This is a genomic window from Pedobacter sp. FW305-3-2-15-E-R2A2 (genome assembly GCF_038446955.1).
In the GTDB taxonomy this organism is placed as follows: Bacteria; Bacteroidota; Bacteroidia; order Sphingobacteriales; family Sphingobacteriaceae; genus Pedobacter.
This window is the reverse complement of the sequence record NZ_CP151803.1, coordinates 4,011,126-4,030,525: the sequence shown is the minus strand read 5'-3', so window position 1 is coordinate 4,030,525 and position 19,400 is coordinate 4,011,126. Positions and strand designations below refer to the sequence as shown.

Sequence of the window (19,400 nt, the reverse complement as noted above, 5' to 3'; positions counted from 1 at the left end):
TCCCCCCTCTTATTGTCTTATACGGCCTCTTTTGTTGCGGATATATTGAATAAATTTGAGTTGTAAAACAACTAAAAAAAGACAAAACATGGCAGCAATTAATCCTTATTTGAATTTTGAAGGACAGACCGAAGAAGCATTTAATTTTTACAAATCTGTATTCGGCGGAGAATTTCAAGTGATTCAACGATTTAAAGATATGCCCGAGGGAGATAAGATGTCTGCTGAGGATGGAAATAAAATCATGCACGTTTCTTTACCGATTGGAAACGGAAATGTACTGATGGGGACCGACACCTTAGAGTCGATGGGGCAAAAACTGAATGTGGGCAATAATTTCTCTATCTCCGTTAGCACGGATAGCGAAGCAGAGTCTGATCAGATTTTCAACGCACTTGTAGCAGGTGGTGAAGTGGTGATGCCATTGGAGAAAGCTTTCTGGGGTGCATACTTTGGAATGCTGACGGATAGATTTGGTATTCAGTGGTTGGTAAACTTTGATTACGGAAAAGAAAAATAACACTCATTTCTAAAAAAAATGGGGAGTTGATACGGGTCAGCTCCCCATTTTTTTATGCTTGTTTTTTTATCGTTCTGCAGTACATTTTTGCCAAAGAAAAGAGTGCTTCGGAAAGAGGGGGAATGGAAGGAGAATGAACCTCGGATAGAACAGGGATCAAGCAGGGGATTTGTCCCTGTTCTATCCGTGTTCTATCCGTGTTTGATCCCTGTTCTATCCGAGGTTCATCCGAAGCAGTTTCGACCTTGTTTGAGCGCTTTCGCAGCACAGAATTTTTTGGCTTTTTTCGTAAATCACTGACTTGTGTTTACGCTTCAATTGATGGCTATAATCTTTAGCCGGCCTGGTCTGGAGCCAAGGCTGTTTTGTCCGTATAAATGTCTCTTGATAAAAGACATTTATACGGAGTTTTTAGGATGCTGGAATTCTTTAAAAAGCACGTTGAAGGTTAATCGTCATAATAGTCCTCATTATCCTCATCATCGTCCATTTCTCTCCAGGGTTCATCGATATCCTGGTCAAATTCATCGTCATCATACTTCCTTTGTTTTTCATCCCCTTCCTCCCTTGGATCAGGATAATTTAAGTGGCTTGTTTTCATATCGTTTTGCAAATGAGTTACTTAAAGGTAAGCAGTTTCTTGCAATTGTATTTGTCAAATTTTATTTTTTTTCCATCAGATAATCGTTTTGACAAGGAAATGGCATTGAGGGGCCTATGGCGACAGGTTAAGTAAAGATTAAAGCGCTTTAAGCCCAGAGCAGGAAAGGAACCATGCCCCAGCAGATCAGTACGACAAAGAGCTGCAACGCAAAAATCAATGCGAGGAGTGTTATTCCTGAGGTTTTAGCAGGTTTTTTATCTTTGAAATGCGCCCAGATGCCTGCAATCATGGCAATGGGGAGTATTGAAGTCAGAATGGCCAGGCTAAGACTTGCCGGAGTCACATCTCCGAGTGCCGTAAAGTCCTGGTTCATAAATAAGGCTACGGGAATCGATAACAAGAAGATGGAAAGAAAAGGAATTGAACTCAGCTGTTTCAAAAAGGCCATTCTTTGGGTAATCAGTTTTACCAATCCGTTGAGGAACAGGTAAAATATTGCGAGGACACCCAGGAGGAAACTCAGCCACATTGCCCATAAATATAGAGAATTGATCTTTTTAAACGTTCTAAAGCCGGTGCTGATCAATTGATTTCCTGCTGCATCAGTATAAAAGGCATGGGAGGATCTCATTTTGTCGGCTGATTTGAAAAGGTGATGACCGGTAGGGCTCAATACTTTGTCGTCCTTTTGAAACTGGCGAAAGATAATCTGCTCCTTTTGGGGAAGGATGGTTACAAATCCCGCGAGGAAGTCCAGGTAAGCGAAAGACTTGATCTGGTCTCTTACCGCGATATAATTGCCTTTCCATTTGCTGATGTCTGCGGGCATTTCCGCCACTGCCTGTTCTTTTACTTTTCGGAGGTTCAGCGACTGAAGGAGTATTTTATTGAACACTTCATAATCCGCTGTCTCACTATCCATGTTATGGGAAATAAAGAAACCTTTCTTTTCAGATGGAAAGAGGTATAACATGGCATGGTAGCCGATGGTATTGCCGGAATGCGCATATCCGATGACCTTATTGAAATCCCGCTTCATGAGTCCGCCGCTATAGCCAATTTCAAGGCCTTGTGCAATGGCTTCGCTTGCAGCAGGGCTCCCCATAGCGCGGAGCAGGTCTTCCCGGATAAAGGGAATGCCGTTCAGGCTGCCATCACTCAGCAGGAATCGGATAAAAATTCCCATATCATAAGCCGTCGTGGTAAATTGTCCGGCTGGTCTGAGGTACATTGGAACCGTTGGTTGTGGCCTCATTTCTTCCAGATGCCCCATAGCCAGATCTTTGTCCGCATTTTCGCCTTGTTGTGTCACAAAGTGGAAGGTACTTCTGGTCATGCCCAGTGGTGTCAAAAGAAAATTATCGAGGTAATCTTCATAGCGCTGTTTGGTAACCGCTTCAATGATCATTCCCAATAGGGTATATCCCATATTGGAATAGGCGAACTGCGTACCCGGTTTGGTATAAATGTGCAGAACGGAAGGGTCTCTGCTAAAATTATCCATCAGCTGGGTATTGGGATTCACTTTCTTACTGAACAATTGCCAGAACCTTAAGTCCTCCATGCCTGAAGTATGGTCTAATAAGTGGCGCAGGGTTACCGGATTGCTGGAAGCCCATTGGTTTTCAAATCTGATTCCGGGTAATATTTTCTCTATCGGGGTATCCAGATTTAATTTATTGATCGTCACCAGTCTGAAAATGCCCGTTGCTAAAAGTGTTTTGGTGACTGAACCTACCTGCACCCGGTCTGCGGTAGACAATGGGCGTTTTGATCCGAAAGATTTGGTGCCATAAGCATCGGCTAAAACTACACCGTTACTATCTACGGTAGACCATACTGCACCTGCCAGTTTTTCTTCAGCGAGAGCGGTCATAATTTTACCACGCAACACCAGTTGATGATCCTGGCCAATAACGGAAAGAGAGAGGAGGCTAAAAAGAAGGCAGAGCGTAAAGATCCTGGTCATGTTTTACAAATCTATTGTTTTTGCACCAGTTTTCTTACCATTTCAATCTGCCCGGTGGTGGCCCTGTTTTTATCGTAGCAAAGGTAAATGGTGTTTGTAGTGGGTTTATGGCTTTTCCAGATTTCTTTGAGTTCCTTTTTTTCGAGTAATTCTCTGACGAGGTAATCAGAAGCGATGGTCAATCCGTTTCCTTTGCTGATGCCTTTGAGAATGGAATTGAAATCAGGAATGATAAAACGAGGTTTTATGGACGGTCTTTTTTTGAAGTTCTCCAGCCAGAACCGGCGGATGATGGCAAGGTCACTGCTGTAAGCATACCAGTTTTGCTCACAGAGCCATTTTTCCGCTTTATCAGTTTCGCCATTGGCGATATAGGTGTCAAATTCCTTTGTATCCAGTTGCGCATTGGCAACGAGCACAAAGTTTTCCTCTCTGATGGGTTCGTAAACAATGTCTTTCTCATCACTGCAATGCGTTGCAATGACAAAATAAAGCTTGCCTTTACCCAGTTTTTCCATCAGATTTTTAGTCAGCCCGAATTCGAAAACGAAATTTGCAGGTGCTTTGCTGATCTCCGGACTTAAAAGGGTATAGAAAAACTCTTTCGGGGCACCAATACAGGTGAGGGGGATATTGGAGGAACGGATATACCGGAACTCGGCTTCCACATTTTCCAATTTCTCCATCGCCTCAATAATTTGGGTGTAAAATAGCTTCCCATAGTCTGTAGGGACCATTCTTCTTGGCTTTCGCTCAAATAGTTGTTTCCCGATATGCGCTTCCAGTGCAGAGAGATGCTGGCTCACATTGGGTTGAGAAATCAGGAGCTCCTGTGCCGCACCTGTTAAAGTGCCGGTATGATAGATCGCCTTAAATGTCCGGTACCATTCTAAATTTACCATTCCCAAAATTACGGATATTCAGGGATGTTATCTATAATTATATTTATAGTAAACTATAAATCATGTTATTTCATTTATAGTTGTAGAGAGATGACCTTTGTATGGACAATAGTCTAAAAAGGAAATCATGAACAACAAAACAATAAAAGCCAGAACCGGAATGCCGCTTGCCCTCTGGGCTTTAACAATTAGCGCATTCGGCATCGGCACTACAGAATTTGTCATCGTAGGTTTATTGCCTACTGTGGCCAACGATTTATCCATTTCTATTCCTTCAGCAGGATTGCTGGTCAGTTTTTATGCGATAGGGGTCGCGATTGGGGCTCCGGTTTTAACCGCCCTGACCAATAAATTTCCCCGCAAACCTTTGCTGATTTACCTGATGTTACTTTTTGTCGCAGGTAATTTGCTGGCAGGAATTTCAACAGGCTTTATTCCATTGGTACTGGCAAGGATCGTGACCGGATTTGCACATGGAGTATTTTTTGCCGTTGGCGCCACCATTGCAGCAGCATTGGTTCCTGCTGATAAGCGTGCCAGTGCCATTGCCATTATGTTTGCCGGTTTAACAGTCGCAATGGCCATTGGTGTTCCGCTGGGAACCATGATTGGGCAGCATTTTGGCTGGCGCGCTACTTTTCTTGGCGTAGCAGGGCTGGGCTTGGTTGGATTACTGGCAAACCTGATTTTATTACCCGGAAATATCAAAAATGAAGCTGCCGCACCTATAAAAGAGCAATTCGGGATTCTGGGAAATAAGAAATTATTACTCGCCTTTCTGACCACCATATTTAATTATGGAGGGGTATTTCTTGTTTTCACTTACCTCTCTCCGTTGTTGACGGAGTTAACCGGGATGTCTAAGGATATGGTCAACCTGATGCTGCTTGTCTATGGTGTAGCAATTGCTGTGGGCAATATTATTGGTGGGAAACTCGCTAATAAAATGCCGCTTAAAGCATTGTTATGGATGTTGGTCTTACAGGCAGCGGTGCTCCTGGTTTTCAGTTTTACTGTGCATCATACCATTCCTGCAGTGATCACTTTGTTTGTTGTAGGTGCCTTATCTTTTGGTACAGTTCCGGCATCTCAACTATTTGTCGTTCAGACTGCAGAGCGAATCAATCCCTCCATGGCAAACGTGGCCTCGGCTTTTAATATTGCCTCATTTAATGCAGGTGCGGCTTTAGGCGCATACGCAGGTGGATGGGTGGTTTCATCTACTTTAGGTTTAGCAGCGGCACCATGGGTTGGGGCGATTTTCGTCCTGTTTTCTATTGTACTCGTCTTGCTCAGTGCGAAAGAAGAAAAAGTGACTGCCCCAAATTTCAATACTATTGAAACAGTGGTTTCAACAGCTAAGTAAACTCTTATTTAAATCAATTAACGAAAATTAGCGATGAACTTAACAACGATAAACAGGGCTGTGATCGGCAGCGCTTTGTCCTCCATTTTCCTGCTGACCAATGTACAGGCACAGGAAAAACAGTTTGACCAGGATAGATTACTTAAAATTGATGCCCTGATTCAGCGTCAGATCAGTGCGAAACACATTCCTGGCGCTACAGCATTGGTGCTAAAGGACGGAAAGGTGGTGTATGAGAAAGCATTTGGCTATGCTGATGTGGAAAGCAAGAGAAAGATGCAGACCGACGATATTTTCAGGATTGCTTCCCAGTCAAAGGCTATTACCAGTCTGGGGGTAATGATGCTTTGGGAAGAAGGAAAGTTTCTGCTCGACGATCCCATTTCCAAATATATCCCGGCATTTAAAGCGCCTTCTGTATTGAAAGCTTATGATGCGCAGTCGAAAACCTATACCACTATAGCTGCAAAACGGGAAATTACGGTGCGTGATCTCCTGCGACATACCTCCGGAATTGCTTATCCGGCCGTTTTCAGCGATCCAACGATGGCTAAGATCTATGAACAGGCAGGCGTTCCTTCGGGAATTGGTACCACTGCCGGTACATTAAAAGAGAAAATGGAATTGCTGGGCAGGCAGCCTTTGCAACATCAGCCCGGCGAAGCTTTTACCTATGGTCTCAATATTGATTTGCTGGGTTACCTCATTGAAATATGGAGCGGACAAGCGCTGGACGTCTTTATGGAAAACAGGATCTTCCGGCCCCTGGAAATGAAGGATACTTATTTTCATCTTCCCCTGGAAAAGCAAAAAAGATTGGTGAGCCTGTACGAAAGCAGGGCGGACAATGAACTGGTTAAGGTAAATCATCCATTGTATGAGGGAGTTGATCCGAATTTCCCCAAGCTTAAAGGCAGCTATCTTTCAGGAGGAGCAGGGTTAAGCGCTACCACAAGGGATATGGCCAATTTCTACAGCCTCTACCTGAACAAAGGGTTGTTTAATGGCAAGAGGCTGATTGGAGGGAAGACCATGGAACTAATGTTGCAAAATCAGCTGGGAAATGAGGTCAGGATTTCGGCCATGCCTCCGCAACCGGAGAATTTTCAGTTTAGCTTAGCTGGTTTCGCACTGGAAACGGCAAAGAACGATTACCTTTCTCCCTTAAGTCAGGGAGCATTCGGTTGGGGAGGCGCATTTAATACACATGGATGGGCAGATCCAAAAGAAGGCCTGATTGCAATCCTGTTTACACAGGAATATCTTTCCCCTTATTTTAGTATCGGAGAAGAATTCCAGATTGCCCTTTATCAGGCCCTCAACAATTAAAAAGAAAGGCGATAGAAATGCTGACGGGGCGCTGTTATCTTTCAGATAAGAGTTTCCAGATCATCAGGTCTTTCTTGATCTTTTTGAGCACCGCATTGGAAAGTACCCTGTTGAGTACAATCTTTGCACCTGCCCAGATCAGAAATTTACTGGTACCACTGAGCTCTGCAACATTTAACAGAATGGCCTGAATGCGTTCCTTAAGCTTCGATTGATACCGGTCAATGTCTTGATCTTCCAGAACCGGCCAGCTTTCCCCTGATTTAAACTTAAGCCGGGGGAAAGTATAATCGGTCTTTTCAGCGAATATGGGGATAATCTGATATCCTCCGTCTTTGGTTGATTTAAACCGGTCGCGGTTGGCATTCGCATAACCTTCTTTGAAAATGACATGTTCTTCCAATGCACTTTCAGGTATGGTAAAATAATCCCTGAGGAAGATTTTACAGTTGTGTCTGCCCAGAAAATAATCATGAACGCGGAACTCTTTGCTAAGAAATCCTCCAAAACCGTTTAAAGTACCACAGGCGATGGCCATTTCACCGGTAACATGCTGTTCTCCTTCCGGACCATTCACAATTCTGGAAGGAGCTACAAGAAACTGACCTGCGCAACTTTTACTTAAAGCGTCTGAGATTTCCAATGGTTTTGAGCGCATCTGATTGATCATGGAGCTGAGTGTGAGCCCCAGGACATTCATCAGGTCCTGTAGTTTGGAGATTGGTTTCGGCTTCTGACTTGGAAATGGATCAATCATCAATACGGTAGAAGTAAACCGATGGAAGTCGCGGTAATCTTTGGCTTCCTGCCCGGTCACTTCATAAAGTACATCACGCACTTTTTCGAAAGGTTCATTATTGATCAGTCCGCCATCCACATTGAGCGTTTGGTAATTGCCCGGGGCAAGAGGGTTATTGGTCAAGTATTTTTTTAACCAGAGGTTCGCATTGACATAGGAGGCATCGCGGTTCAATAGCCTGGATTTTAGTCCGACAGGGAAGGCTCCGGTTGCAATTGCAGCATCTCTGGCCAGATCAACATTGATGTCATCTTTGAGGTTCAGGGGGACCCATCCGCCATTCGAGCCAATGATATGGTCTTCGGTGAGCTCAAAGCAGGCATAATCGTTATGAATGGACATGTGATACTTTCTGGTTTGTGGCTTATCGGGACCAAAATCAGCGGTATAGCTAAAGCCTTCCAGATTGGTCAGGGTACTGAAAATCTTTAAACCCGGTTTAATGAAGGCCGGTAAAGGACGCCATTTGCTCCGGTCGGCTTCAGTAGCCACTACACGCTGCGCGATTTCATCAATAAATGCAGAATTTAACCCGGAAACCAGGCCTCGTTCTTTGATGTCGGCGGTGTCGAGCATTTTTTCTAAGATATCTCCCTGGCTAAGGTCTACCCAGGTATGGTAAAACTTGTTTTCCGGGTGTTCGGCAAGGATGTTCTCCCCGGGTTTATCGATAGGGATGTGCTGGCTGTTCAGGACGGTAGAGGTCAGGATGCTGGTCATCCCTCCGGCAGAAGCACCACCGATTACCGGGATTTGTACTTTGTGACTGGGAACGCCAGGTTCATTTCTTCTTTTTTCCCATTCGGCAAGGGCTTCTAACAGGTAATCCATTACTCCGGCAGTATAAGCGCCTGCGGAGACCGCACCGGCCATACACAGGCCAAGATAAAAGGTGTTTTCGTTTTTGTTTTCGGATGACATAGGGGGCTGATTTGTAAGTTGAAATTAAAGCTTAATTTCCATTGGAACCTATTTTTTTCGTGTTCTTTATTTCTAAAGGCTTCCGGGAACCCGCAAACTCCGTTTATCGTTTATGATCTTTTTTACTTCTTTATGTCATCTGTCAGCTCATGATGCTTCCCTTTTATCTTATATTAGGCCTTATGTTTGAGCTACTCCGTAAAAATATTGAAAAACATCTTTCGATCTCCGATGCGGATTTTGAACAGTTTACCAAACCATTCTATCATCGGAAAATAGCAAAAAAACAATTTCTCCTGCGGGCAGGGCAGATTTGTAAATTTGAAGGTTTTGTGATCAAAGGTTGTTTAAGGGTGTATTATCTGGATGAACAAGGGCAGGAGCGGATTTTATATTTTGCCATCGAGGATTGGTGGATTACCGATATCGACAGTTTTACGAACAATACCCCCTCCATTTTAAATATTGAAGCCCTGGAAGACAGTGAAGTGCTGCTGATTACCCAGCCTTATAAAGAAGCGTTATATGAGCAACTTCCTATCGTGGAAAAGCTTTTTCGCATCATGACACAGAAAACGCATGTCGCTTTGCAAAGAAGAATGATTTCTGCATTGGGAAAGACTGCCGATGAACGCTACCTGGAGTTCATAGAGAAATATCCGCAACTGGAACAGCGCCTCACGCAACTACAGGTTGCTTCTTATCTGGGCATCTCCCATGAATTTCTCAGTAAAATCCGAAAAAAGCTGTCTAAGCTGAGGTAATTTTCTTTTTTGAACTAGTTCAACTTTTTCCCTGTTCAGGTGTTCTAATTTTGCTGTCCTAATCATCAGAACATATGAAAATAAACACATTGATCCCTGGATTGTCTATATTTCTACTTTTTCAGGCTTGTGCCGGAAACAGCAATTCGGCAGCAGAAAAAAACGAAACCGCAGAGACTTTAGTCGGTAAAACGGCAAAGATTACTTATCCCGACTTTAGTGCGGAAGTTCAGTACTTAAACGACAGTACGGTGCATTGGAAAGCGGTTGATAAAACCGGAAAAACCAATGAAGGAACGGAACACATTTCCTATAAACAACTCAGTAATCACCTCTATTTCCTAAACTGGATTGAAAAGGACGGACTTACCGTGAGCCAGGTGATCAATACCAAAGACGGAGAAGTTGATGCTTTTCTAAGCTATAAAGACGATAAATCTCCCGCAGGAAGAGCTGCGCAATTTTTAAAAGGAAAATTTGAATTTAACACTAAAAAATAATGAAACTCATATATGTGATGGATCCGCTTTGCGGATGGTGCTACGGAAATTACAGGAATACCTTGCAGACTGCCGAAAGGTATAAAGATATTCCATTTGAAATTATTCCGGGAGGGATGTGGGCAGGGCAGAATGTCCGTCAACAAAGCAAACAAATGGCGGCGTATTTTATAAAGCATGACCAGCAAATTGCCAGCCTTACCGGAACGGCTTTTGGAGATGCTTATTTTAAGTTCATCAATCAGGATGAAGTGGTATTGGATAGTGAGATTCCATCCAGGGCGATCTTGACGGTACAGCAGTTTTGGCCGGAAAAGAATGTTGCTTTTACTGCTGCAGTACAAAAAGAACGGTATTTCTATGGCAAAGATCTGAATCTGGACCTGACCTATCAGGAGATGCTGGATGCACTGGGAATTGAAAAGGAATTGTTTTTCAAACATTTTCATAGCCCCGAAATGAGCGCGGCCACACAGGAGGCTTTTGCGAAAGCGGCAGATTATGCCATGTCTTATCCCACCTTATTATTGGATACCGGATCGGAGATGTTACTCATCGAACAAGGTTATTCTTCCCTGGAAGAGATCTTTAGTCGCATTGAAACGGGTTTAGTTAAATAATTATCTATTAGAAATGAAAAAACAACCATATACCATACTTTCCACAACCATTTTATTCTTTTTAATCCTATTAAACATGAATGCAACAGCACAAACATTTAAAGCGATTGATGCTGGTCCGTTAAAACTTAACGTGTACCATGCTGCTGAGACCAGCTTCGGTGTCGCCTCAGTGATCATTAGTGGGGAAACCGATGTGATATTGGTGGATGCTCAGTTTACTTTGCCGGATGCCAAAAAGGTAGCAGAAGAAATCAAAGCAAGCGGTAAAACTTTGAAGGCCATTTTTGTGAGCTATGGCGATCCGGATTTTTACTTCGGACTGGAAGTCTTTAAAAGCTATTTCCCGGGAGTAACCGTTTATGCGACCGAAACAACAGTGGAGCACATTAAAGAAACTGCTCAGAAGAAACTGGAGGTATGGGGACCACAGTTAGGGGATAATGGAACAAAGAATGTGGTATTGCCACAGGTCTTGAAAGGGAATAGTCTCGATCTGGAGGGCAATAAGCTGGAGGTCGTTAATGTGGAAGGCGCTCCACAACGGACTTTTGTCTGGATTCCCTCGATTAAAGCGGTAGTTGGCGGAATTAATATTTTCGGAACAGGTTTTCATTTATGGCTTGCGGATGATGCTACGGAAGAAAAACGTCAGCAATGGTTAAAAGCCCTTGATAAAATTGAATCACTGAAACCGGCAATCATTATTCCTGCACACCATAGAGATGGCGCTGCCTTAAATATCGAGTCGCTGAAGTATGACCGGACCTACATTAAAGCATACGTGGAAGAGCTGGGGAAAGTAAAAACTTCTGCGGAACTGATTGACGCGATGAAAAAGCGCTATCCGGAGGCTACATTCGAAATTGCATTACAATTGGGTGCAAAAGTCAACACCGGAGAAATGAAATGGTAAATTTTTTTTCCTAGCTTCACTCGAATATATCCAACATTTCCCTATACCCGACTTCCGGGGATAGGGAAATGTTGTGAAAAAATAGATTTAGCTGAATATGAAAAAATATATTGCCTTGTCCCTTATTATTTTAACACTTGGATGTTCAAGCGAACAAACAGATCAGGTATTACTCGAAAAAGACCGCTTATCATTGGTGAAAAGCCTTACTTCTGATAAAATAATCGTGTGGAAGTTCGGGAAAATCGGATTGCGTTCTGCAGGAGTACAGGATACCACGATGCCGCAGTATCAGCAGCACCTTAAGGAATTACAATCTGTATCCGGTAATCTTTCTAAAATGTCTGCGGGACAAAAGGACATTCCGGTTACGGACATGATCCTCATGTATCGGGATTACCGCCGGATTAAAAACTTTATTATTGAAACTGATGAGGATATCTTTCCTCCGGTGCTCGATGGCGTAACCGCAGTCTATGGTTCGCCCGGTGAGAAGCAAAGCTTTATGCAACAGGTGGCGAAGCGCTCTGACGCGGATAAAGTTTACCTGCAAAACCTGGAACATGCAGTTTTAAGCGTTCTTGTGCTGGCCACCAGAGATCTGGGGGCAGAATTGTCTTTGTATGAATGCAGTAAAACACAGCCGGATAAATTACCGGATAGTGAAATGAAAACTTTACTGCAGTTTGTACGTGGTTTTCTGTTCTTCTCCAATAAGTTTTTTTACTTATCAGAAGACGAGATCAGCAGCAATATCAAATGGCTGGAGAAAAACAAGGAAGTAGACCTTCCTTATACCAGAGCCTTTTTTAACTGGGGCAAACTCAACAATGAACAAACACATACTGCTTTTCATGGGCTGAATCATCTTTTCAGAGGGTTTGACCGTCTGATGATGGAAAGAGCCGTGGATGAGGAAAGGGCACTGGATGATTTTGAATCCTTTCTGGCAGATGCACATAAACTTGGCATCCAGAATGAAACAGTTTGGAGCATAGAAAGCTTTGTCTACATAAAAAGAGGTAAAAATGAGCAGGCCATCGCCTCGCTTGGTAAACTTAAAAATAGTGCCTTGTTGAGTGATGCAGAGAAAGCTTCGATTCAGGAATCAATCAATTACCTGAAAGCACGTGAACCTGATGCTAAACTTAATGGGGTATACGATAAGTATTTCATCAGTAAGATTGCCACGAGGTACGTATTGGCTACTTTAGCAAAGGTGGATTGGGAAAAGGTGTTAAAAGAGAATAACGTGAGTCATGCGGAAGAGATTCTGGCAACCATTGCACAGTTTAAAGCCATTAGTGCCGGGATGCAAAAGATGACCAGTACAGAGACCATCACTGATCAGGGGAAATCATTAAAAGAAAAAGGAGGGAAAATTTTGGATAAAGTAACAGACTTTATTAAATAGAGGTGTTCTTTTTATTCATAATTACAATCGCAATCATTTTGTTCATCTTCTGAGTGTACCAGCGCTTAAAGGAGAAAAACACAAAGGAATGGTTAATTTGGGTTTAACCTGTTGATTGTGATGTTGCATACTGAACTATAATTAAACTATTTTTCGTTAGAAGGGTTGGGATGCCAGCAGGTTTACTGTTAATGATTTTTTACCATTAAAATAAACCAGCATGTCTAATCAACAATCAGCCCTAAAAAAAGCGACTACTGAAACTTCCAGTCTGCCATTGAGCATGGAAGAAAAACACAAAATCCTGAATGTATTTAATGATACAGACTGGATTTATCCAATGGAAGAGAGTCTGGTCTCCTTATTTGGAAAACAGGTCCATCGCTATCCGGAAAATCCGGCGGTGTTCTTTGGTGCAGACTGGCTCAGTTATAAAGAGCTGGACGACAGCAGTAATCAGGTGGCAAACTATCTTTTGAGTCATGGAATTGGCGTAGGACAGTTGGTCCCTGTCTGGATGGACAGGTCTATCGAATGGCTGGTTGCCGTTCTGGGAATTTTAAAAACAGGCGCTGCTTATGTGCCTGTTGATCCGGCTTACCCGCTTAAACGCGCCGAATTTATCATTGAAGATACTCAGGCAAAGGTGGTCATTACCAACGGGAATTGTGGCTCAGATTTAGTACCCAACAGCGAAACGAAATTGCTTTTCCTCGACCAGCTTTCCGTTGTAGGGGGATATTCGACTGATTCGGCCGCCATTTATCCGGATGAAAACTCATTGGCATATGTGATATATACTTCCGGCTCTACCGGCAATCCCAAGGGTGTGATGGTAGAGCATCAATCTATCCAGCATTTGGTGACCTGGCATAACCATAAATTCGGCCTCGACGAGAATTGCCGGCTCACGCTGGTTGCAGGTCTTGCCTTTGACATCTCCGTTTGGGAAATCTGGTCCGCACTCGCTTGTGGTGGCTCACTGCACATTGCGAAGGAGGAAGAAAGGATGGACGCCATTTCTTTACTGAATTTTTTTAGCCTTCATCAGATCACACATGGCTATGCACCTTCTGTACTCGTGCCCTCCATAATTGCCCATAGCAAGGTTCAGACAGGCTTAAATTTAAAATATTTATTTACCGGCGGCGAGCAGTTAAAACCTGTGTTAACCGAAGGGCTTCCTTATCAGCTGGTGGATTACTATGGGCCGACCGAATGTACGGTCTTTGCCACCTGCAACCTGGTGAATACTACAGCCACCCAACTCCGTTCTACCATTGGGATGCCCATTGCGAATACTCAGGCCTATATTCTGGATCAGAAAGGAGGGGTACAGCCTATCGGGGCAATCGGGGAACTTTGCATCGGAGGAACAGCACTGGCCAAGGGGTATTATAAGAACGAGGTGCTGACCGATCTGAAGTTCGTGTCACATCCATTTCAACCGGAAAAGAAGATTTACCTCACCGGCGACCTCGCCCGCTGGTTGCCCGACGGACAGATTCAGTTTCTGGGAAGGGTCGATAACCAGGTTAAAATCCGTGGCTTCCGGGTGGAACTTGGTGAAATTGAAGGCGCTTTAATCCGTCAGGATCAAATAAAGAATGCGGTGGTCATCACCAAAGAAAATAGCGGTCAGAATAAATACCTCATTGCTTTTATCGTACTCAAAGATGGAAATCAGCAGGCAGATCTTGCGCAGATCCGTCAGGAGCTCAAAAAAGAACTGCCGGGATATATGATTCCTGCGGAGATCATTGCAATTGCAGAAATCCCTTTAACGGCAAATGGAAAAACAAATAATGAGGAACTGGGGATCATTGCGAGAAAGCATGTTCAGGAAAACCTCAGCGTGGAGGCCCCGGTAACCGAAAGCGAAAAGGCCATTGCAACGATCTGGTCTGCAGTTCTGGAACGTCCGGCACTGAACAGGTCGGACAATTTCTTTGATATTGGAGGTGATTCCCTGCTAGTCGCAGTAGTGGCCGTTTCTATGAGCAATAAGCTTGGCATTAAAGTATACCTGCGCGATTTGTATCAATACCCGGTCTTGCAGGAATTGGCGGAATCAATTGATGCAAGGATCCAGAAGACAGAGCAGGCATTGCCAGTGGAAGACGTAGAACCATTTACAGAATTGCAGGAAGACATTTATCTTGCTCCCGGAACGGTTTTTTCCGGTGATTTTGACGAAGAAAGCCTTAAAGATCCTGCAGCAGTGATGCTGACCGGTGCTACGGGGTTTGTCGGCATTCATTTGCTTCAGGAATTGCTGGACCATACCAGGGCGAGGGTATATTGCCTGGTCAGGGCACAGGATGAGTTTCATGCGATGGAAAAAATCAACCAGACCTTCAAAACGTTTAATGTCCCCGTTAACGCCGCACAAAAATCCAGGATCATTCCGGTGGTAGGGGACCTTACGGTAAATGGGCTGGGCTGGTCTGCGGAGCAGTTTGATGAACTCGCTCAGCAGGTAGAGGTCATTTATCACTCGGGAAGCTCGGTGAACTTTATCGAACCTTATTCTTATATGAAGTCGGCCAATGTAGATGGTCTCCGTGAAATTATCCGCTTTGCGGCCGCAAAAAAGACCAAATGCCTGGTGTTGTTGTCTACCATTTCCATCTATAGCTGGGGACATGTTTTCACTAAAAAGACGGTGATGAGAGAGGATGATGACATTGCACAGAATCTTTTGGCGGTAAGTAAAGATATCGGTTATGTCAGGAGTAAATGGGTGATGGAAGGGCTGGCTGATCTGGCTGCAAGTCAGGGCTTGCCGCTGATTACGCACAGATTGGGTTATGCCATGTGCCATAGCGGGACCGGTGCGAGTGCACCTTACCAATGGTGGTCTGGTTTGGTGAGGAACTGTATTGAGTTTCAATCTTATCCGCAGTTAAAAGAGCTGAGAGAAGGCCTGATTACGGTAGATTACATGACAAAATCTATTGTGCACATTTCAAAGGATAAGAAGGCTATAGGTCAAAAGTTTAACCTGATTGCTTCGCCGGAAACCAACCTTACACTGGAAGATTTCTTCGGTCTGTTAAAGCAGTATTATCCTTTTAAACTGGATGGTTTGCCATATAAGGCATGGCGGAAACAGTGGGAAGACGATCCTAAAAACCGCTTGTTTCCATTAACCAGCTTGTTTAAGGACAATATGCATGAAGGACTTTCTACTGTAGAACTTTACCAGGATACTTATGTCTGGGATTGTGAAAATGTAAAGGCTTTTCTTCAGGATTCGGAGATCAAAGAACCTGTCTTTGATAAAGAGTTATTGGATAATTACTTTAGATATCTTGATATATCTATATCATAATATTTAGATCTGGCAGGTCAGACCTCGGTGTTCCGGGGCTTTTCCAGGAACAGCGGGGCTGTTGGTTTCTACTTATGATGGGTTTTAATGTTTGTAAAAACGTGCTTCTTCCAGATCCAGGTTGTTTTCCATATCTCTGAGCACTTCATCATCATATTTTTTGGTTGCCCGGAGTTTATTTAATTCTTTCCTTCTGAAAGTAGTGAGGTCGAGCATGATCTTTTTATATAATTTTCGTACAGAAGCAACCTGTTGTTTTTGCTCGGCAACCGTTTGTTCTGTGGCCCTGATGCTGCGCTCCATTTGCTCTTTGATCCTCCGGATGGTTTCAAAATCAGCCATTTCTTTACTGTATTTGTTGTCCAGGTATAAAACAGCTTCCTTGGCTAAGAAGAGATGAATGGCTTCTTTTTGCTGATCAAAAGGAACATGGTCGTCTATTTCTTCTACTTTTAACAGTTTAAGGAAAATAGGTAGGGTTAATCCCTGAAACACCAGGGTAATCAGGATGACAATAAAGGTGATGAACAAGATCAGGTTCCGATGCGGGAATGCTTCTCCGTTGCTTAAAGTGAGTGGAATGGCCAAAGCTGAAGCCAGGGAAACCACGCCACGCATGCCTGCCCAGCCAATAATAAATGGCAGTTTCAGGCCGGGACTCTTTTCACGTTTCCTGATTTTCGGGCTTAACCTTGGAATAAAGGTCACCAGGTATACCAGGATGATCCTGGCAATGATCACAATTGCACTGATGATCAAGGCATAATTAATGGCTTCATCTATGGAATAACCTTCCAAACCTTCCACAATGACTGGCAGTTCCAGACCAATAAGAATGAAAACAAATCCATTCAGCAGGAAGCCTACCGTAGCCCATACTTCTTTGGTCTGCAGACGCGTATGATAGTTTAAGAAATCATTGGAACGGAAAGAGAGGAACAAACCACCACTGACTACTGCTAAAACGCCCGACCAGTGGAATTGCTCTGCCACAATATACATCAGGTATGGTGCGATCAGCGTAATGGGTGTTGTAATGCTGGAGGACTTTGCCCAATAGCGAAGTACGAGGTAAAGGATATGTGCAATCGCCAGTCCGACGATGACCCCCATTACTGCAAGGATGATAAAATCTGTGGCTGCTTTTTGAAATACAAACTGCCCGGTGAGGATACAGGCCAATGCAAAACGAAATACGGTTAATGAGGCCGCATCGTTGACCAGACTTTCGCCTTCCAGCATCGTTAATCCCCGTTTTGGCATGTCGACCCCTTTTAACACAGAGGTAGCTGCGACCGCATCCGGGGGAGAAATGATTCCACCCAATAAAAAGCCCAACGCGAGGGTAAAACCGGGAATAATGCTGGCCGAGAAATAAGCAATGGCCAGAGAAGTAATGAGTACCAGTCCAAAGCCGAGTAAGAGTATAGACCTTTTCCATTTCCAGAATTCATTCCAGGAAGTGTACCAGGCTGCTTCAAATAGCAAGGGAGGAAGGAAAATGAGAAAAACGATGTCAGGATTGATATTGATTGGAGGAATGCCGGGAATAAAACTGATGCCCAGTCCGCCGATAACCAGGAAAATGGGATAGGAGATTTTCCATCGTTGGCTCAGCAGGTAAAGGAGTGCCATTGCAAAAAACAAAGCAAGGATCAGGAGGAGGTTCGCATGTATCATTTCGCAAAGTTAAAAAATCACTTCCTTTCTCCAACTTGTTGTCGCCACATTGCATAGTAGAGGCCTTTTTGTTCCAGCAGTTCTTCATGAGAGCCGGCTTCAGAGATCATTCCTTTTTCCAGCACATAGATCACATCGGCATGCATGATCGTCGAAAGGCGGTGGGCAATGACAATGGTGATGCGGTCTTTGCTCATGGAAAGGTCGCGGATGGTACTGGTAATTTCTTCTTCGGTAAGGGAATCCAATGCAGAGGTGGCTTCATCAAAAATGAGCAATCTCGGATTCCTCAATAAAGCTCTTGCAATGGAGATTCTCTGTTTTTCTCCTCCGGATAATTTCAGGCCACCTTCACCGAGCAGGGTATTGATCCCTTTCTCCGATTTGGCCAAAAGGTTGGTACAGGAGGCCTTTTCTAAAGCGCTCATCAATTCTTCATCTGTTGCCGTTCCTTTTACAAATAATAAGTTCTCTTTAATGGTGCCGGCAAACAATTGGGTATCCTGGGTCACAAAACCAATCTGGCGCCGCAATTCATTATAGCTGATCTCTTTTGCATTGAATTCATTGAAGAGAATCGACCCGGATACCGGGCGGTATAATCCGACCAGGAGTTTCACCAGGGTTGATTTTCCAGATCCTGAAGGGCCAACAAAAGCGATGGTTTCCCCACTGTTGACATGGAAAGAGATGTTGTCTATGGCATTTGTCTGTGCTGTTTTGTGTCGAAAAATGACCTGGTCAAATGATAAGTTTTTTAATGGACCCGTCTTTTTCGGAGATTCGGGCTTGCGCTCGATGGGTTTTTGCATCAGCTGATCAAAGTTATGAACTGAAGCTTCCACTTCGCGGTAGCTTAAAATGATGTTTCCAAGGTCTTGTAGAGGCCCAAAAATAGAAGTAGAAATGAATTGCATCGTGATCAGCTCTCCGGTGCTGAGTTTATTGCGGAAGATCAGCCAAAGCAGGATAAATAAAATGGATTGTTTCAGCAGGTTCAGCGTGGTTCCCTGGAGAAAGGACAATGTTCGGACCCGCTTTGTTTTCATCATTTCCAGATCATAAATCTTTTGTGTCTGGATTTTTAATCTGCGAATCTCAGGGAAGGTCAGGCCAAGACTCTTGACCAGCTCTATATTGCGGAGCGATTCTGTGATCACCCCCGCCATTTTATTGGTTTCTTTGTTGATCGAACGCTGTACAGTTTTTATTTTCTTACTTAACAAGCCGGTGAGTGATCCGAGCACCAGGATGCCAATGATAAAGACCGGAACCAGCATCCAGTTCTTGGTAATGGAATACCAGATGAGAAAACCCATTCCTACAAGGGAAGAAAAGAGAATGTTAATGAAAGAATTGATGAAACGTTCTGTATCTGTTTTTACCTTTTGTAAGATGGATAAGGTTTCTCCGCTATGGCTTTCCTCAAATTCCTGAAAGGAGAGGCGGAGTGTTTGTTTCAAGCCATCGTTAAAGATCTGCATTCCGAATTGCTGAACGGCAAGGCGGGTATAATATTCCTGAAAAGCTTTGGCGATTCTGGCGGCGATGGCAATCCCTATCGCTATGCTCAGCCAGTAAAGTACGCCTTTTACCAAAACTTCCTGACTTTTGTTACCTGGATTTGTGGCGTATTCATCAATGATCTTTCCAAAGATAATGGGGTCGGTAAGACTTAACAATTGGGCTATAGCGGCAAGGAAAAGAGCCAGAACTACCCACCATTTTTGTTCTTTAAAATATTTCCACAGGATCGGCATAG

The 19,400-nt window shown here is 43.8% G+C and carries 15 protein-coding genes; 9 read left to right on the top strand and 6 right to left on the bottom strand.

All coding sequences use genetic code 11. From position 1 onward, the window contains the following. Nucleotides 1-88 precede the first annotated feature (88 nt). Nucleotides 89-520 carry a VOC family protein gene (locus AAFF35_RS16075; protein WP_342327540.1) on the top strand — a complete coding sequence of 144 codons (432 nt, stop codon included), beginning with the start codon at nt 89-91 and terminating at the stop codon, nt 518-520. A 448-nt stretch (nt 521-968) separates the two neighbouring features. On the opposite strand, the gene AAFF35_RS16070 is transcribed toward AAFF35_RS16075, so the two are convergent. The 3 genes from AAFF35_RS16070 to AAFF35_RS16060 form a co-directional block, all read right to left on the bottom strand. Beyond that, nucleotides 969-1,121 carry a hypothetical protein gene (locus tag AAFF35_RS16070; protein WP_158622627.1) on the bottom strand — a complete coding sequence of 51 codons (153 nt, stop codon included), beginning with the start codon at nt 1,119-1,121 and terminating at the stop codon, nt 969-971. Nucleotides 1,122-1,269: 148 nt separating this feature from the next. Then, the gene (locus tag AAFF35_RS16065) at nt 1,270-3,093 is read right to left on the bottom strand and encodes a serine hydrolase domain-containing protein (RefSeq protein WP_342327539.1); all 1,824 of its coding nucleotides are present in this window, start codon (nt 3,091-3,093) and stop codon (nt 1,270-1,272) included. A gap of 11 nt (nt 3,094-3,104) precedes the next feature. Beyond that, a complete protein-coding gene (locus AAFF35_RS16060) occupies nt 3,105-3,995 on the bottom strand; it encodes a LysR family transcriptional regulator (RefSeq protein WP_342327538.1) in 891 nt (296 codons plus the stop codon). A 127-nt stretch (nt 3,996-4,122) separates the two neighbouring features. Here AAFF35_RS16060 and AAFF35_RS16055 point away from each other — a divergent pair, with 127 nt between their 5' ends. Both AAFF35_RS16055 and AAFF35_RS16050 read left to right on the top strand, forming a co-directional pair. Beyond that, a complete protein-coding gene (locus AAFF35_RS16055) occupies nt 4,123-5,361 on the top strand; it encodes an MFS transporter (RefSeq protein ID WP_342327537.1) in 1,239 nt (412 codons plus the stop codon). Nucleotides 5,362-5,394: 33 nt separating this feature from the next. Next, entirely contained in the window at nt 5,395-6,690 is a 1,296-nt protein-coding gene (locus tag AAFF35_RS16050; protein ID WP_342327536.1) for a serine hydrolase domain-containing protein, read from the top strand. A 34-nt stretch (nt 6,691-6,724) separates the two neighbouring features. On the opposite strand, the gene AAFF35_RS16045 is transcribed toward AAFF35_RS16050, so the two are convergent. Beyond that, nucleotides 6,725-8,410, bottom strand: a complete 1,686-nt coding sequence (locus AAFF35_RS16045) for a patatin-like phospholipase family protein (RefSeq protein WP_342327535.1) — start codon at nt 8,408-8,410, stop codon at nt 6,725-6,727. A 182-nt stretch (nt 8,411-8,592) separates the two neighbouring features. Here AAFF35_RS16045 and AAFF35_RS16040 point away from each other — a divergent pair, with 182 nt between their 5' ends. From AAFF35_RS16040 to AAFF35_RS16015, 6 genes are all read left to right on the top strand, one after another. Further along, nucleotides 8,593-9,174 carry a Crp/Fnr family transcriptional regulator gene (locus AAFF35_RS16040; RefSeq protein ID WP_342327534.1) on the top strand — a complete coding sequence of 194 codons (582 nt, stop codon included), beginning with the start codon at nt 8,593-8,595 and terminating at the stop codon, nt 9,172-9,174. Nucleotides 9,175-9,248: 74 nt separating this feature from the next. Further along, on the top strand, nt 9,249-9,674 hold the full coding sequence (locus AAFF35_RS16035) for a MoaF N-terminal domain-containing protein (protein WP_342327533.1): 426 nt from the start codon (nt 9,249-9,251) through the stop codon (nt 9,672-9,674). Further along, nucleotides 9,674-10,294: a hypothetical protein gene (locus tag AAFF35_RS16030; RefSeq protein ID WP_342327532.1), complete on the top strand. Its 621-nt coding sequence runs from the start codon at nt 9,674-9,676 to the stop codon at nt 10,292-10,294. Before AAFF35_RS16035 ends, AAFF35_RS16030 begins: the two co-directional genes overlap by 1 nt. 13 nt (nt 10,295-10,307) lie before the next feature. After that, nucleotides 10,308-11,210: an MBL fold metallo-hydrolase gene (locus AAFF35_RS16025; RefSeq protein WP_342327531.1), complete on the top strand. Its 903-nt coding sequence runs from the start codon at nt 10,308-10,310 to the stop codon at nt 11,208-11,210. A 97-nt stretch (nt 11,211-11,307) separates the two neighbouring features. Continuing rightward, entirely contained in the window at nt 11,308-12,624 is a 1,317-nt protein-coding gene (locus tag AAFF35_RS16020) for a hypothetical protein (protein WP_342327530.1), read from the top strand. 220 nt (nt 12,625-12,844) lie between these two features. Next, nucleotides 12,845-15,958, top strand: a complete 3,114-nt coding sequence (locus AAFF35_RS16015) for an amino acid adenylation domain-containing protein (RefSeq protein ID WP_342327529.1) — start codon at nt 12,845-12,847, stop codon at nt 15,956-15,958. An 84-nt stretch (nt 15,959-16,042) separates the two neighbouring features. On the opposite strand, the gene AAFF35_RS16010 is transcribed toward AAFF35_RS16015, so the two are convergent. Next, nucleotides 16,043-17,638 (bottom strand): Na+/H+ antiporter, encoded by a 1,596-nt coding sequence (locus AAFF35_RS16010; RefSeq protein WP_342327528.1) that lies wholly within the window; start codon nt 17,636-17,638, stop codon nt 16,043-16,045. A gap of 17 nt (nt 17,639-17,655) precedes the next feature. Next, the gene (locus tag AAFF35_RS16005) at nt 17,656-19,398 is read right to left on the bottom strand and encodes an ABC transporter ATP-binding protein (RefSeq protein ID WP_342327527.1); all 1,743 of its coding nucleotides are present in this window, start codon (nt 19,396-19,398) and stop codon (nt 17,656-17,658) included. Nucleotides 19,399-19,400 lie beyond the last annotated feature (2 nt).

Excerpts from the sequence above, each read along its gene's own strand:
- AAFF35_RS16075 (WP_342327540.1), top strand. The coding sequence starts at position 89 with ATGGCAGCAATTAATCCTTATTTGAATTTTGAAGGACAGACCGAAGAA.
- AAFF35_RS16070 (WP_158622627.1), bottom strand. The coding sequence starts at position 1,121 with ATGAAAACAAGCCACTTAAATTATCCTGATCCAAGGGAGGAAGGGGAT.
- AAFF35_RS16065 (WP_342327539.1), bottom strand. The coding sequence starts at position 3,093 with ATGACCAGGATCTTTACGCTCTGCCTTCTTTTTAGCCTCCTCTCTCTT.
- AAFF35_RS16060 (WP_342327538.1), bottom strand. The coding sequence starts at position 3,995 with ATGGTAAATTTAGAATGGTACCGGACATTTAAGGCGATCTATCATACC.
- AAFF35_RS16055 (WP_342327537.1), top strand. The coding sequence starts at position 4,123 with ATGAACAACAAAACAATAAAAGCCAGAACCGGAATGCCGCTTGCCCTC.
- AAFF35_RS16050 (WP_342327536.1), top strand. The coding sequence starts at position 5,395 with ATGAACTTAACAACGATAAACAGGGCTGTGATCGGCAGCGCTTTGTCC.
- AAFF35_RS16045 (WP_342327535.1), bottom strand. The coding sequence starts at position 8,410 with ATGTCATCCGAAAACAAAAACGAAAACACCTTTTATCTTGGCCTGTGT.
- AAFF35_RS16040 (WP_342327534.1), top strand. The coding sequence starts at position 8,593 with ATGTTTGAGCTACTCCGTAAAAATATTGAAAAACATCTTTCGATCTCC.
- AAFF35_RS16035 (WP_342327533.1), top strand. The coding sequence starts at position 9,249 with ATGAAAATAAACACATTGATCCCTGGATTGTCTATATTTCTACTTTTT.
- AAFF35_RS16030 (WP_342327532.1), top strand. The coding sequence starts at position 9,674 with ATGAAACTCATATATGTGATGGATCCGCTTTGCGGATGGTGCTACGGA.
- AAFF35_RS16025 (WP_342327531.1), top strand. The coding sequence starts at position 10,308 with ATGAAAAAACAACCATATACCATACTTTCCACAACCATTTTATTCTTT.
- AAFF35_RS16020 (WP_342327530.1), top strand. The coding sequence starts at position 11,308 with ATGAAAAAATATATTGCCTTGTCCCTTATTATTTTAACACTTGGATGT.
- AAFF35_RS16015 (WP_342327529.1), top strand. The coding sequence starts at position 12,845 with ATGTCTAATCAACAATCAGCCCTAAAAAAAGCGACTACTGAAACTTCC.
- AAFF35_RS16010 (WP_342327528.1), bottom strand. The coding sequence starts at position 17,638 with ATGATACATGCGAACCTCCTCCTGATCCTTGCTTTGTTTTTTGCAATG.
- AAFF35_RS16005 (WP_342327527.1), bottom strand. The coding sequence starts at position 19,398 with ATGCCGATCCTGTGGAAATATTTTAAAGAACAAAAATGGTGGGTAGTT.